General features: G+C 62.0%; 9 protein-coding genes and 1 tRNA gene. 8 read left to right on the top strand and 2 right to left on the bottom strand.

Annotated elements, in window-relative coordinates:
* Positions 1 to 50: 50 nt before the first annotated feature.
* On the bottom strand, positions 51 to 2,417 hold the full coding sequence (locus DL86_RS11530) for a DUF3141 domain-containing protein (protein WP_036261517.1): 2,367 nt from the start codon (positions 2,415 to 2,417) through the stop codon (positions 51 to 53).
* Between the two features lie 691 nt (positions 2,418 to 3,108).
* Between DL86_RS11530 and ldtR the strand changes: the two genes are divergently transcribed.
* Together ldtR and DL86_RS11520 are read left to right on the top strand one after the other, a co-directional pair.
* Positions 3,109 to 3,621: a transcriptional regulator LdtR gene (ldtR, locus tag DL86_RS11525; protein WP_036261626.1), complete on the top strand. Its 513-nt coding sequence runs from the start codon at positions 3,109 to 3,111 to the stop codon at positions 3,619 to 3,621.
* Between the two features lie 540 nt (positions 3,622 to 4,161).
* Positions 4,162 to 5,520 carry a L,D-transpeptidase family protein gene (locus DL86_RS11520; protein WP_051953259.1) on the top strand — a complete coding sequence of 453 codons (1,359 nt, stop codon included), beginning with the start codon at positions 4,162 to 4,164 and terminating at the stop codon, positions 5,518 to 5,520.
* A gap of 92 nt (positions 5,521 to 5,612) precedes the next feature.
* Here DL86_RS11520 and DL86_RS11515 read toward each other — a convergent pair whose 3' ends face one another.
* On the bottom strand, positions 5,613 to 7,007 hold the full coding sequence (locus DL86_RS11515; protein ID WP_036261511.1) for an OmpA family protein: 1,395 nt from the start codon (positions 7,005 to 7,007) through the stop codon (positions 5,613 to 5,615).
* A gap of 545 nt (positions 7,008 to 7,552) precedes the next feature.
* On the opposite strand from DL86_RS11515, the gene glyA reads away from it, so the two are divergent.
* The 6 genes from glyA to DL86_RS11480 all read left to right on the top strand — a co-directional run bounded on the left by glyA (position 7,553) and on the right by DL86_RS11480 (position 13,190).
* Complete coding sequence (glyA, locus tag DL86_RS11505) at positions 7,553 to 8,857, top strand: serine hydroxymethyltransferase (protein ID WP_036261508.1); 1,305 nt, start codon at positions 7,553 to 7,555, stop codon at positions 8,855 to 8,857.
* 22 nt (positions 8,858 to 8,879) lie between these two features.
* Positions 8,880 to 9,395, top strand: coding sequence for a transcriptional regulator NrdR (gene nrdR, locus DL86_RS11500; protein ID WP_036261506.1), 516 nt, complete (start codon positions 8,880 to 8,882; stop codon positions 9,393 to 9,395).
* Positions 9,392 to 10,504, top strand: coding sequence for a bifunctional diaminohydroxyphosphoribosylaminopyrimidine deaminase/5-amino-6-(5-phosphoribosylamino)uracil reductase RibD (gene ribD / locus DL86_RS11495; protein WP_036261505.1), 1,113 nt, complete (start codon positions 9,392 to 9,394; stop codon positions 10,502 to 10,504). The genes nrdR and ribD overlap by 4 nt, the downstream gene beginning before the upstream one ends.
* Positions 10,504 to 11,118 carry a riboflavin synthase gene (locus DL86_RS11490; RefSeq protein ID WP_036261503.1) on the top strand — a complete coding sequence of 205 codons (615 nt, stop codon included), beginning with the start codon at positions 10,504 to 10,506 and terminating at the stop codon, positions 11,116 to 11,118. Before ribD ends, DL86_RS11490 begins: the two co-directional genes overlap by 1 nt.
* A gap of 79 nt (positions 11,119 to 11,197) precedes the next feature.
* Entirely contained in the window at positions 11,198 to 13,024 is a 1,827-nt protein-coding gene (recJ, locus tag DL86_RS11485; RefSeq protein WP_036261502.1) for a single-stranded-DNA-specific exonuclease RecJ, read from the top strand.
* Between the two features lie 90 nt (positions 13,025 to 13,114).
* Positions 13,115 to 13,190 (top strand) — tRNA-Glu (locus DL86_RS11480).
* The last annotated feature ends 24 nt before the right edge of the window (positions 13,191 to 13,214 follow it).

Raw genomic sequence — 13,214 nt, 5'->3', positions numbered from 1 at the left:
CAGAGTGAACTGTTCGGAATAGGCTCTAAAACCGCGCTCGATCCGGGGCGTCAGGTCCCCCAGGAACCCTCCAACGAGGCCACAGCCAGCGGGTCGACGCTGGCGGGACGCACCTCGAGCGGCGGCAGGCCAAGCACGCGCCGGAAGCGCTGCAATGCTTGAATTGTGTGAGGCTCCATTTCTTCGAGCGCGCCGGCGATGAATTCCACGACGCCGACCGCCTTTTGACGTTCCGCCGCCTCTGGCAGAAGACGCGCAAGGGCGTCGATCGCAAGATCCTTCTCGAATTCGACAATGACCGACTGCTCATGGATCAGTTCGGCGCGGCGCTCCGCTCCCAGCGATGCGAAGGGTTCATCATGGCTGAGAACATGCGCCGAGCGCTCAAGCCGTGAGCGGCGGACCGAGCCGCGCGCCTCGGCCAGCACGATGAGCATGCGGATCACTGCCTCGGCAAGGCCGCCGCGCTCGATGTTGTGCAAAATTGCCCGCACCTCGGGCAGAAATCTCAGCTCCGCCGGGTCCTTGAGCGTCCGCTGAAAATTATGGCTGCGGCCGACCCATTGCATCAGCGGCGAGGCATAGAGTCCAAAGAACGCCAATTCGCACCCTGCGTCGCGCAGGTCCCGATAATAGTCCAAGATCTGGGCGACGCCTTCGACCCACAAGGCCTCTGCTTGACGGAAGGCGTTATCGGGCGCGGCGGGTTTGCGCGCGGCGATGACCTGTTGCGCGCAAGAAGCCAGGGCGGCCATCCCAGGGTTGCGATTCGAGAATATTCCGCGACGCAAACGAACCGGGTTCAGAGCGCGCAGCGCCGCCGCGCTCTGAGGCGTGACGAGGGATTGCACGATCGGACGCAGGCAGAGATCGTAGAGTTCGCCGCCGAGTTCGGAGAGGCGGTTCACCGCCGCGAAGGCGGATTCTTCCTCGCGCCGTCCATCGTCGTCGATCGTCGCGAGATCCGCCATCTTCCGCTCCTGGAAGTTGACGAGAAAGCGAGCATGGATCCCCTCGCCGCGCTGATCTTCGATCTGCATCTCATATAGTCCGGGCGCCAGCGCCTCGATTGTCTTCATGGTCGAGCCGACCTCGGAATGCTCGCGTCTGGCGACGGACGAGGAGACGAAAATCCCCAGATGCCCCACTTTCTCATGGATCATGTAGATGATCCGCTGGCCGCGGATCTTGATCTCGTTTTCGTCGGCGTAAGTGTCGACAATCCAGTTCAGCGCCTGTTGCGGCGGGGTGATGGCGTCGCCGCGGCTGGTGAAAACGATGATCGGCGAGCGGATCTGCTTCAGATCGATCTGGCGGCCCCGCTCGATGCGCGCCTCGCCCCGCGCCAGACGATTGCCGACGAATAATTGTTCGACGATCCAGCGAATTTCGGCTTCGGTCATGAAGTGGTAGCCGCCCCACCATCGCTCGAATTCGAGGAAGCGCTCCCGATCCGCATCGACGTTACGGTAGAGCTCGTAATATTTGCTCCAGAGATGGCGCGATGGATTGAGTTGCTCGAAATTCGAGACGAGATAGGCGCCGTCGAATTCGCCATGGCCGAGGTCCGAGCAGAGCAGAACCGGCGCGATGCCGCCGAGCAAGCCGCCTCTGTATCGCATCGGGTTTTCGCCAATGCGGCCGGACCAGTAGGCAAGGGGCGCGCCGTTGATCACAAGCGGCCCGCTGATGTCGGGATTCGCGGCGGCGAGAATCATCGCCGCCCAGCCGCCCTGGCAATTGCCGACGATGATGGGCTTTGGCGATTTCGGATGGCGCCGCGCGATCTCCTTGACGAACTCCGCCTCGGCTCGCATGACGTCGGCGAGGGTCTGCCCGGGTTCCGGATGCGGGCGGAAAGCGACGAAATAGACAGGGTGGCCATCGGCCAGCGCGACCCCCACCTGACTGTCCAGCTTGCTGCCGCCGATGCCCGCCCCATGTCCGGCGCGCGGATCGATGATCATATGAGGCCGCTTCCAGGCCAGAACCTCCTGGCCCTTGGGTGGCAATATCTTGAGGAGCATGTAATTGACCGGCCGCTTCAGCGTTCGGCCGTCGACGATCGCCTCGTTGTCGTAGATAAGAATCGGCGGCGTGCCGGCGGCTTCATGCGCGAGATCATTGTTGGCGCGCTCGCGCAAGACATCGATCGTCAGGACCAACCGCTGCCCCGCATCGGCCCAATAGTCGAGCAATTGCTCGAACATTTGGCCCTGGAAGGGGCTGGAGGTCATGGTTTTAGCGAGCGACTGTGCGCTTGTCAGGGCGGCAAGCGAGAGCGCATTGTGAGCGCGGCCGATGCGTTCGGCATGGCGCGTCGTGGCCTGAAGAGCTAATGCGCTTTGGCGCAGTAGAAGCTTCGCCGATTCCGATGCGCGCAAGACGCCGTCGACAGGGCTAAAAGAGGGTTCCATCGTCTCGCCTCACCGGCTTTGAGGCGCTGCGTCGCCTAAGGGGAGCGCCGCTCGCCGTAGAGATCGGCTGAACCACCCGGCGCAGTGCGAGATCAAGCAAATTCATTCCGGTCTTGCGCCAAGCGACACTGGGGCGCCTTTAGAAATACCGACATCCCGCGCTAGAGCATATTCCGAATAGATTGGTTCGCTCTGTTCGACGAGAATAAGCTCAGATTCTTTAACACCGGAGCGATTTCTGATCGATCGAATGACTCCATTCGATCGGAAAGCGCTCTAAGTCTTTGGAATCACGTGGCGGCACTTTATTTAGGGCGACACTAATCCCGGCAAAAGTCGCTAATGTGACAATGCGCCCAAACCGTCTGGTCTCGGCTGGGCCTTTATCGATGGGAATGTGGCGGAATCGCGGATAGGACGACTTTTCGGATTCATCAGGTGGAAATAGCCGAACGATTTACGCTATGTTTAGCTTTAATACTAGTTTGTCAATAGTAAACGGGCGGCTAGCTTACAAGAGTTGGAAGCGGTTAATCGTAAACTGATTCTTTATTTCACGTCTGATTCACCGAAACATATAAACTTGCGATTCAGTTTGTTGCTTAAACAGGTTTTCATCTGTGGCCGGTATTTTTATCCCATAGAGGCGCCGAATGCCATCGCGCCGAATCGCCAGTTACGAGGATGGGTCATGATCAATGCGCTGAAGAGCGATGTTTCTCAGGCTCGCGCCGAACGGTTCGCCGAGGTTCGTCCGGTCTATCTCGAAGCCCTGACCCTTGTTGAACGGCTGCACCGCCGCCTCTTGGATGTCATCAAGGATGAATTCGACCGACGCGGCCGCAGCGACGTGAATTCCGTTCAGGCCTTGCTTCTCTACAATATTGGCGACAAGGAGTTGACCGCCGGCGAATTGCGGACGCGTGGATATTATCTCGGCTCGAACGTCTCCTATAATGTCAAAAAGCTTGTCGAAACCGGCTATCTGCACCATGCCCGTTCGCGCGTCGACCGCCGCGCGGTCCGCATCAGCCTGACCGACAAAGGACGGGAAGTGCACGAAGTCGTCGCCGGCCTCTACGACAAACATATCAAGACGGTCGAGCAAATCGGGGGCATCGCCTGCGATGAGTTTTCCCGGCTCAATCAGTCCTTGGTTCGGCTCGAGCGGTTCTGGACGGATCAGATTCGCTACCGGCTTTGATCGAACTCGGCTCCGTCTCGAGCCTAAATGCGAAGCCTCGGTCATTGTGCTTGGATTGATTTTCACCCCCGGAGCGTAAGTCTTTGAGCGGCGTCGAATTTGCTGTCTATTTCTTGTCGTGGGTCATGATCTATTCCAATTAGGTCGGCGCTTTTTTGCGTTCACGCTTACAACCCGGGCATCCAGGACCCGGGCATCCAGGACGCGGAAAATGCGCGCCCGCCGACAAAATCGCGCAGAGAGCCGATTTGCCATAGATCCGCCGTCCTGTTTGTTCGTTGTTAACCATCGCGATGGTAACTGGAGCAAAGGCGTTCACGCGGCTTTGTCTTGCCCGTTAGCCCCAAAATGGCCATCAAAAAGCGATAGACGGGCCTTTGACCCTGATAGTGGATTATTCATTTTCGATCCCCGTGGACGTTTGAAGAGCAACCAACACAGGCGAGCGGCCCCGGCACCGGGAGCGCCAAGCTTTGGCGCGCCAGAAGGAAAGCGCCACGGGGTAGCGCCAAAGGGAAGCGCAAAGCATTGGAGTGCTACGTGACAACAGGTTCGATAGGCTTGGCGCATCATGATCTGAGGCGCAGTTCGATCTTGGCCGCGCTGCTGGCTGGCTTCGGTCTATCCTTATCCCCTATTGCGCAGGCGGCGCCGAGCGGAGCGTTCGGCGATCAGGCCGAATGGGCGCAACGGTATGACGCCGATCCGCGGCTCGCGATCACGCGCTCGAATACGCCGGTTCTCTCGGCGCAGACCTTCGCCGCGACCGAGCAGGCGATCGAAGCCTATCGTCAGATCGTCGCCAATGGCGGGTGGGGCATGGTCCCCGCGGGACATGTCTTGAAACTCGGAGCCAGCGGTCCGGCCGTCGTGGCGCTGCGGCGCCGGCTGGTCGCGTCGGGCGACCTCGATCAATCGGTGGGGGCCTCGCCGGTGTTCGATTCCTACGTAGACGCCGGGGTCAAGCATTTTCAGGCTCGGCACGGGCTTACCGAGAGCGGCGTCGCATCGAAAGAAACATTCGCCGCGCTCAATGTGCCGGCCGATGTGAGATTGCGTCAGCTCGAGATCAATCTTGTCCGGCTGCGCTCCTATTCCGGCAATCTCGGAGACCGTTTCGTTATGGCCAATATTCCGGCCATGGCGGTAGAGACGGTCGAGAATGGCGTCGTCGCGACGCATCACAACGCCGGCGTGGGCAAGATCGACCGCCAGTCCCCGGTCATGATGACCAAGGCGATCGACATTAATTTCAATCCCTATTGGACGGTTCCTCCCTCCATCATTCGCAAGGATCTCATCCCGAGGATGCAGAAGGACGCCAATTATCTGAACGAGCATAAGATCCGGATCTTCAACAAGGACGGCCAGGAACTCTCCCCCAGCCAGGTCGATTGGCACTCCTTGGAGGCGACGAATTACAAATTTCGGCAGGATCCTGGCGGCGACGTGAATTCGCTCGGCGTCGTGCGCATCAATATCAACAATCCTTACGGCGTCTATATGCACGACACGCCGGAAAAGGGCATTTTCGGCGATGATGACCGCTTTGTGTCCTCGGGTTGCATCAGGGTGCAGAATGTTCGCGACTATGTGACCTGGCTGCTCAAGGATACGCCAGGCTGGGATCGCGATCATATTGACGAAGCGATCCGGTCCGGACAGCGCATCGACGCTAAGCTCGCCGCGACTGTGCCGGTCTACTGGGTCTATATAACCGCCTGGGCTACGCCCGAGGGCCTCGCGCAGTTCCGCGACGATATTTATCAGCGGGACGGTTTCGGCCCTGTCGCCGCCGACGCGTCGCCTTGGCCGGTGCAGCAGGCGATCCAGCCGTCCGTGCGGCCGGCGGTCAGCGCGCGCAGCCAGGTGCTTGAACCGATGAATGACGAGGAATGATCCTCGAAGGAGAGTTTAATTTGCGAAGACCATCGCGGTGGCGAGCCGCGATGGTCTTTCTCAAAATCCTTCGTCGCAAACCGAACTCAACTTTATTGAACGATGCTGAATTCGATGCTGCGGCTTGCGCGCATGCGTCCCGCGTCGCTGCTGCGGCCTTCCATCGCGCCCCCGTTGGCGACGCCTAATCCTTTCGCGCGGAGCATGGAGGGATTGACCCCTCCCTCGACAAGGGCTTGGCGCACTGCGTCGGCCCGCTGCTGGGATAGCTGCATATTGGTGGCTGATTCGACGGCGCTGTCCCTATAGCCGCCGATCTGGACCAATGTTCCGGCCGGCAGTTGTTTCATCAGACTGGCGGCCTGCTGCAAGATGGGCTTGGCGCTCGCCGGAAGCTCGGCGCTATTGGTTGGAAAATCGAAATTCGACTGATTGAGAACGCCAACCAGCTCAGCGCCGGTGAACCCTGGTTTGAGGGCGCTCAGCGCCGAGCCTTTGGCGGCGGCGCCATCGGACAAAGTCGCAAAGGCGTATTGTGTTCCCATGACGGATTTCAACGCATTCACAATCCTGTTGCGTTCGCTGTCGGAAATCGGTCCGCCAACGCTTAGTTTATTCCCCTCGAAGAGGGCCTGGGCTCCCGGCGTCTTGAAATTGTCCAGCGCGGCTTTCAGATTGTTGACCCATGTCGCCGGATATGCGCGTCCGTCAACCGTAAGGTCGCCGCTGATTTTGTCGGCCCCAAACGCCCTCTTGAGCGAATCCATGATCGCGCCGCGCGCGGCGCCATCCCGGACGACGCCGGAAAACACAACGAGACCGTTGTCATTGACGAGCGCCAAGCGGGCGGGGATCGAAGCCGCCGGCGCCATGGCGGTCGAACTGGGGCTCGGCTGGATCGCTGCTTGATCGCCGGTTCGCCCGGACATCAGATATCCCAGCGCGCCAATCGCGACCAGGGCCGCTGCGGCGGGCATAAGCCACCGGTTGCGCCTGGAAATATCTTCGCTGGCCTGTCCTCTGTTGGCCTGTCCGAGGGACGTTTGCCTGGCCCTTTCCGTCGAGAATTCGCTGATGCGGGATGATGACCCTGGGGCGGCGGGTTGAGAAAATCGCGACGCCCAAGCGGGGATGGAGGTGGGAATAATGCCCCCCGGAGTCATCATGCCGATCATTTTCGGTGCGATATAGCCAATCGCGGTCGCAACGACTTCTCGATTAAGCCCGAGCTTGCCTGCGATCTCGCCGACGGATCGGCCTAACGCCTGCTCGACTTGTGGCGGCGAGAGAGGGGCGCTGTCCGATCTGCCCAACCAGGAGTCGACTTCCGAGGCGAGGCCGGCCGTCCGGAATTTGTTCAGGAACCCGGCGACGCCCTCCGGCGGTCCGGCGATCAGGCGGAGAAGTTCTTGAATGAGCGGGCCGGCCTTGGGGCCGAGGTTAAATCGCGCTCCAATATCCTGGGTCAGGTTGTCGAATTGCGTCATTTCCGTAACTCCGTTGTTAACTCCCATTCAGAACGAGCCAGATCTGGCCCCTTAACTGCCTTGCGCCGCGAAGCGCCTGTCCAGATGCTTGCTTTAGCGATGTCCATCTTCAGTGCGGCGCCGTCCCTTCGTCTGGAGCGAAAGCTCTCCTGTTCTTCAAAAATAGAGCTGTGTTGTTTAGGTCTCATCGATAAGCTTAAGATAAGTATCGATCAGGTTCTGACCTTGACGAATTCTCCAGCTATAGGACCGATTGCCGCCGCCGCCGCCGCGCCGGATTTCTTCTAAAGGGAGCGACTGAGATCTGCTCAGCCGTAACTTTCTCAAAGCCCAAAGGTTCGATTGGCAGAGCGCATCAAGGCGCGCGCCGCCGAGCGTCAAAATCCATCAGTCCAAAACCATCCATGCCGCGGCTTCACTCTGGCGGAATGTCATGCTATGGCCAGCAGCACCCGTCGAATAACCCGTACGTCCGACAGGCTGGGCCGTTACGCCAGCTTTCCAACCTGGCGCGCGCGCCAGCATTTTCACAGGAGCTCCCATCAATGAGCCAATCCAGCGCCGAAAGGGGCGGGCCCGCTCCAAATTCCTTTTTCGCGGCGACTCTTAAGGACGCCGATCCCGAAATCGCCAAGGCGATCGAGCTGGAGCTCGGCCGGCAGCGGCATGAGATCGAGCTGATCGCCTCCGAGAACATCGTCTCGAAGGCCGTTCTTGAAGCGCAGGGCTCGGTCCTGACGAATAAATATGCCGAGGGCTATCCAGGCCGGCGCTATTATGGCGGCTGTCAATTCGTCGATATGGCCGAGACTTTGGCGATCGAGCGGGCGAAGCGGCTGTTCGACTGTCAATTCGCCAATGTCCAGCCAAACTCCGGCAGCCAAGCGAATCAGGCGGTGTTTCTCGCGCTTTTGCAGCCGGGCGATAGCTTCATGGGCCTCGATCTCGCAGCGGGCGGGCACTTGACCCATGGCTCGCCGGTGAACCTGTCGGGAAGATGGTTCAAGCCGATTCCCTATGGCGTGCGCCGGGACGATCATCTGATCGACATGGAGTCCGTCGCCCAGCTTGCCGAGCAGCATAAGCCAAAGCTGATCATCGCGGGCGGGTCTGGATATCCGCGGTATTGGGATTTCGCCGGTTTCCGGGCCATTGCGGATTCCATTGGAGCCTATTTCTTCGTCGACATGGCGCATTTCGCCGGACTCGTCGCGGGCGGGGCCCATCCTTCGCCATTTCCGCACGCCCATGTCGTCAGCACGACGACGCATAAGACCTTGCGCGGGCCGCGCGGCGGGATGGTCCTCACCAACGACCCCGAAATCGCCAAGAAAGTCAATTCGGCGGTGTTTCCGGGGCTGCAAGGCGGACCCCTGATGCATGTGATCGCGGGCAAGGCGGTCGCCTTTGGCGAAGCTTTGCAGCCCGATTTCAAGGTTTACGCGCGTCAGGTCGTCGACAATGCCAAGGCGCTTGCCGAGACGCTCAAGGAAAGCGGTTTCGCGCTTGCCTCCGGCGGCACCGACAATCATCTGATGCTGGTCGATCTTCGGCCGAAGCAGTTGACCGGAAAGGCCGCGGAAGCCGCACTCGGCCGCGCCTCGATCACCTGCAACAAGAATGGCGTGCCCTTCGATACCGCAAGCCCGATGGTGACCTCCGGCATTCGCCTCGGCGCGCCGGCGGCGACCTCGCGCGGTTTCGGCGTGGCCGAGTTCAAGAAGGTCGGCGAGCTGATCGCTGAAACCCTGGACGGCCTCGCCGCGAATGGCGATGCTGGAAATGGCGCGGTTGAAGCCAAGGTCAAGGCAAGCGTCGAGGATCTGACCGGACGCTTCCCCATCTACTGAGGCGAACTGAGGCAAGCCCGCCATGAGGTGCCCTTATTGCGGCAGTCTCGAAACTCAGGTGAAAGACTCCCGGCCGACGGATGACGCCTCCGCCATCCGCCGCCGGCGGGTCTGTCCTGATTGCGGCGGAAGATTCACCACCTTCGAGCGCGTGCAATTGCGCGAATTGACGGTCTTGAAGAAATCAGGGCGGCGGGCGCCCTTCGAGCGGGAAAAGCTGATGCGCTCGCTCGAGGTCGCCTTGCGCAAACGTCCGGTGGAGCCAGAGCGCGTCGAGCGGATGGTCAACGGAATCGTGCGCCAGCTCGAAAGTCAGGGCGAAAACGAAATCCAGAGCGAGCGGATCGGGGAGCTTGTCATGGAGGGCCTGCGCGCGCTCGACAGCGTCGCCTATGTCCGTTTTGCATCCGTGTATCGGAATTTCCGCGAGGCCAGCGATTTCAACGCTCTGATCGACGAACTCGCGAGCGGCGCTCTCGCGCCAACGGAGGGCGTCGAGCCGGGGCCGGCGAAGGCGCGCTCGCCGAGCCGGGCATGATCCAGCCCGGCGCCGACAAAAGATTCATGGCGGCGGCGATCGCGCTGGGCCGGCGCGGGCTGGGGCTCAGCGCCCCCAATCCCGCGGTGGGCGCCTTGGTGGTCAAGGACGATATCATCCTCGCCCGCGGCTGGACCAAACCGGGCGGGCGCCCTCATGCCGAAACGGAAGCCTTGCGGGCCGCCGGCGAGGCCGCGCGCGGCGCGACGCTCTACGTCACTTTGGAGCCCTGCAGCCATCATGGCGTGACGCCGCCCTGCACCGACGCCATCATCGCGGCCAAAATTGCGCGCGTCGTCTATGCCGTCGACGACCCGGATCCGCGCGTCGGCGGCGAAGGCGATCAGATTTTAACCGCCGCCGGCGTCAAAGTCACAAAGGGCCTGCTGGCGGAGGAGGCGCTGAGGGCCAATCTCGGCCATATGTTGCGGGTCTCCGGCCAGCGGCCGATGGTGACCTTGAAACTCGCCTTGACGGCCGATCTTCATGCCGCTGGCTCCCTGCATGACCCGCGTCTCGTGATCACCGGGGCGCCGGCCAATGGCTACGTGCATATCCAGCGCTCCATGCATGACGCCATCATGGTGGGCATTGAAACGATTCTGGCGGATGATTCCCTGTTGACCGTGCGGCTTCCCGGGCTTGAAGCGCGCCGGCCTTTGCGGGTGGTGCTGGACAGCGACCTTCGGCTTCCACTTGGATCGCGTCTTGTCGCGACGGCCAAGACCCATCCGACGCTTGTGATCGCGGGAGAGGGCGCCTCGGAGGAAGCCGCGCATCGCCTGCGCGCCGAAAAACTCGAGGTGGCGATGGCGCCGCGCGACGGCGCCGGCCGCGTCGATCTCCGCGCCGCGCTGGAGGCGCTCGCGACGCGCGGCCTCACCCGGGTCTTCAGCGAAGGCGGCCCCCGCATCGCGGCGGCTTTGATCGGGCAGGGGCTCGCCGATGACGTCATGATCCTCACCAGCGCCAAGCCGCTGGGGCGGGAGGGCGTGTTGGGGCTCGCCCCGCCAAGCGCCGCCGCGCTCGCCGATCCCGATCGGTACCATTGCGTCGAGACGCGGGCGATCGGCGCGGACCGGCTGACGCGCTACGAAAGAGCGATCTGATGTTTACCGGTCTTGTGAGCGATATCGGCGAGGTGGACAAAGTCGAGCCGCGCGGCGAATTGTTACGCGCGCGGATCCTTTGTTCCTATCCCGCCGAGACAATCGCCATCGGCGCCTCGATCGCTTGCGGCGGCCCTTGCTTGACCGCAGTCGCGATCGGAGCCGCCGGCGAAAAGACCTGGTTCGAGGTCGATGTCGGCGCGGAAACCCTCGCCCGGACCAGCGCGCGGCATTGGAAGCCCGGCGCGCGCGTCAATCTTGAGCGCTCTTTAAGGCTCGGGGATGAACTTGGCGGCCATATCGTGACCGGCCATGTCGATGGCTTGGCGAAGATCCTCACGATCGAGGATTTCGATGGAATGAAGCGCTTTTCCATTCGCGCGCCGAAGGATCTCGCCCGTTTCATTGCGGAGAAAGGCTCGGTTTCGCTTGATGGAACCTCCCTGACCGTCAATAGCGTGGAGGACGATGTCTTTTCGGTGCTCCTGATCCCGCACACTTTGAAGGTCACGACCTGGGGCGAGCGGCGCGTGGGTGAAGAGATCAATCTCGAAGTCGACCTGATGGCCCGCTATGCCGCAAGGCTTGGGGAAAGCATCGCGCAAAAGCGGTGACGCCGGCCTGAGCCGCCGGGCTTTCGATCGGAAAAATCAACGCGCTCGAATTTCAAAGCCGGACCCGCTAAGGTCGGGAATGGCCGAATCGCTGTCCGCCCAAAAGCCGCGCGCCTTTCTTGGCGTCGAGCGCTCCGCGCTGGGGCGTCCCTGGCGCGATCGGCTCGATGTTGGAGGCCAGGCGCGGGCGCTCGCCATCGCGCAATTGGTCGGGGCGGGCGATCTCCTGTCCCGCGTCCTCGCCGGGCGCGGCGTTACGCCGGAGACGGCGGAAGCGCATCTTGATCCGACGCTGCGGCGGCTCTTGCCGGACCCCAATGCGTTGAAGGACATGGAGGCTGCGGCGGAGCGAATCGCCGACGCGATCGAGCGCTCCGACAAAATCGCGATCTTTGGCGATTACGATGTCGATGGCGCGGCCTCCTCGGCTCTGCTCGCCGATTATTTTTCAAGCTGCGGCGCGCCCTGCGTCATTCATATTCCGGACCGGATTTTCGAAGGCTATGGCCCCAATGTCGAAGCGATCCGCAACCTTGCCGAGGCGGGCGCCAAACTTCTGATCACGGTCGATTGCGGCACGATGAGCCATGCGCCTTTGGCCGAGGCCCGCCGGCTTGGCCTCGACCCCATCGTGCTCGATCATCACCAAGCGCCCGAAATTCTTCCCGAGGCGATTATCGTCAATCCGAACCGGCAGGATGATCTCTCTGGGCAAGGCCAGCTCTGCGCTGCTGGCGTCGCATTCATGACCCTCATCGCGCTCAATCGGGCATTGCGCCAGCGCGGCTTTTTTTCATCGACGCGGCAGGCTCCCGATCTGCTCGCCGGGCTTGATCTGGTGGCGCTTGCGACGATCGCCGATGTCGCGCCGTTGACAGGCCTCAATCGCGCCTTTGTCGCCAAGGGGCTGGCCGTCATGCGCGCTCGGGGGAGGGTGGGCCTGACGGCTTTGTTCGATGTAGCGGGGGCCGATGGACCGCCAAAACCCTATCATCTTGGCTTTCTGATCGGTCCCCGCATCAATGCGGGCGGGCGAATCGGCGACGCCGCGCTTGGCGCCCGGCTGTTGAGCCTCGCCGATCCAGTTGAAGCCAGGCGCATCGCCGAAGAACTCGACCGGCTCAATCGTGAGCGCCAGGAGTTGGAGCGGGCGACTCTGGAGGACGCCGAGGCGCAGGCCCTGGCGAGCCTTGGCCTCGACGACATTGGCGCGGCGGTCGTTGCGGCGGCGGACGGCTGGCATCCAGGCGTTGTCGGGCTCGTCGCCTCGCGACTCAAGGACAAGTTTCGGCGTCCTGCCTTCGCGATCGCGTTTCTTGACGCGGGAGGGGTGGGGACAGGGTCGGGGCGCTCGATTCCCGGCGTCGATCTTGGCCGCGTGGTGCGCGCGGCGGTGGAGGCTGGGATTCTCGTCAAGGGCGGCGGCCATGCCATGGCGGCGGGCATTACGATTTGCCGCGAGCGCGTCGCCGATTTTCAAGCTTTTCTTGAAGAAAAACTCGCCGCGCCGGTCGCTGCGGGGCGAGCCGGCGAGGCTTTGCTGATCGATGCGGCGCTGACCGCCGCCGCGGCGACGCCGGCTTTGATGGCGGCGCTGGAGCGGGCCGGTCCTTACGGCGCCGGCAATGCCGAGCCGATTTTTGTCCTGCCCGCCCATCGGCTCGTCGATGTCGCCGACGTCGGCAATGGGCATGTGCGGCTGCGGGCGCAAGCGGGGGATGGCGCCAGGATCGACGGCATAGCCTTTCGCGCCGGCGCAGAGCCGTTGGGGCGGGCGCTGCACGCCGGACGCGGCGCCATGATGCATCTTGCCGGAACCCTGGCCTTGGACCGTTGGGGCGGAAGGGACCGCGTGCAGCTCCGGCTGCTCGATCTGGCGCCCGCCGCCGGGCCGCGTTCGGCATGAAAGCGCATAGTTGAACTTGCCAGTCCAGCCGCCGCCCTTTATATGTCCGCCCGGCTGAGCAAATCTTGCAATGCGATCTCGCCAGCTTCCGCGCCCATCGTCTAGCGGTCTAGGACGTCGCCCTTTCACGGCGAAAACAGGGGTTCGATTCCCCTTGGGCGCGCCAATGATTTCAATTAGTTAGCTTTAT

Origin of the sequence: Methylocapsa aurea, from assembly GCF_000746085.1 — a bacterium.
GTDB lineage: Bacteria > Pseudomonadota > Alphaproteobacteria > Rhizobiales > Beijerinckiaceae > Methylocapsa > Methylocapsa aurea.
This window is presented reverse-complemented; position numbering and strand designations above follow the sequence as displayed.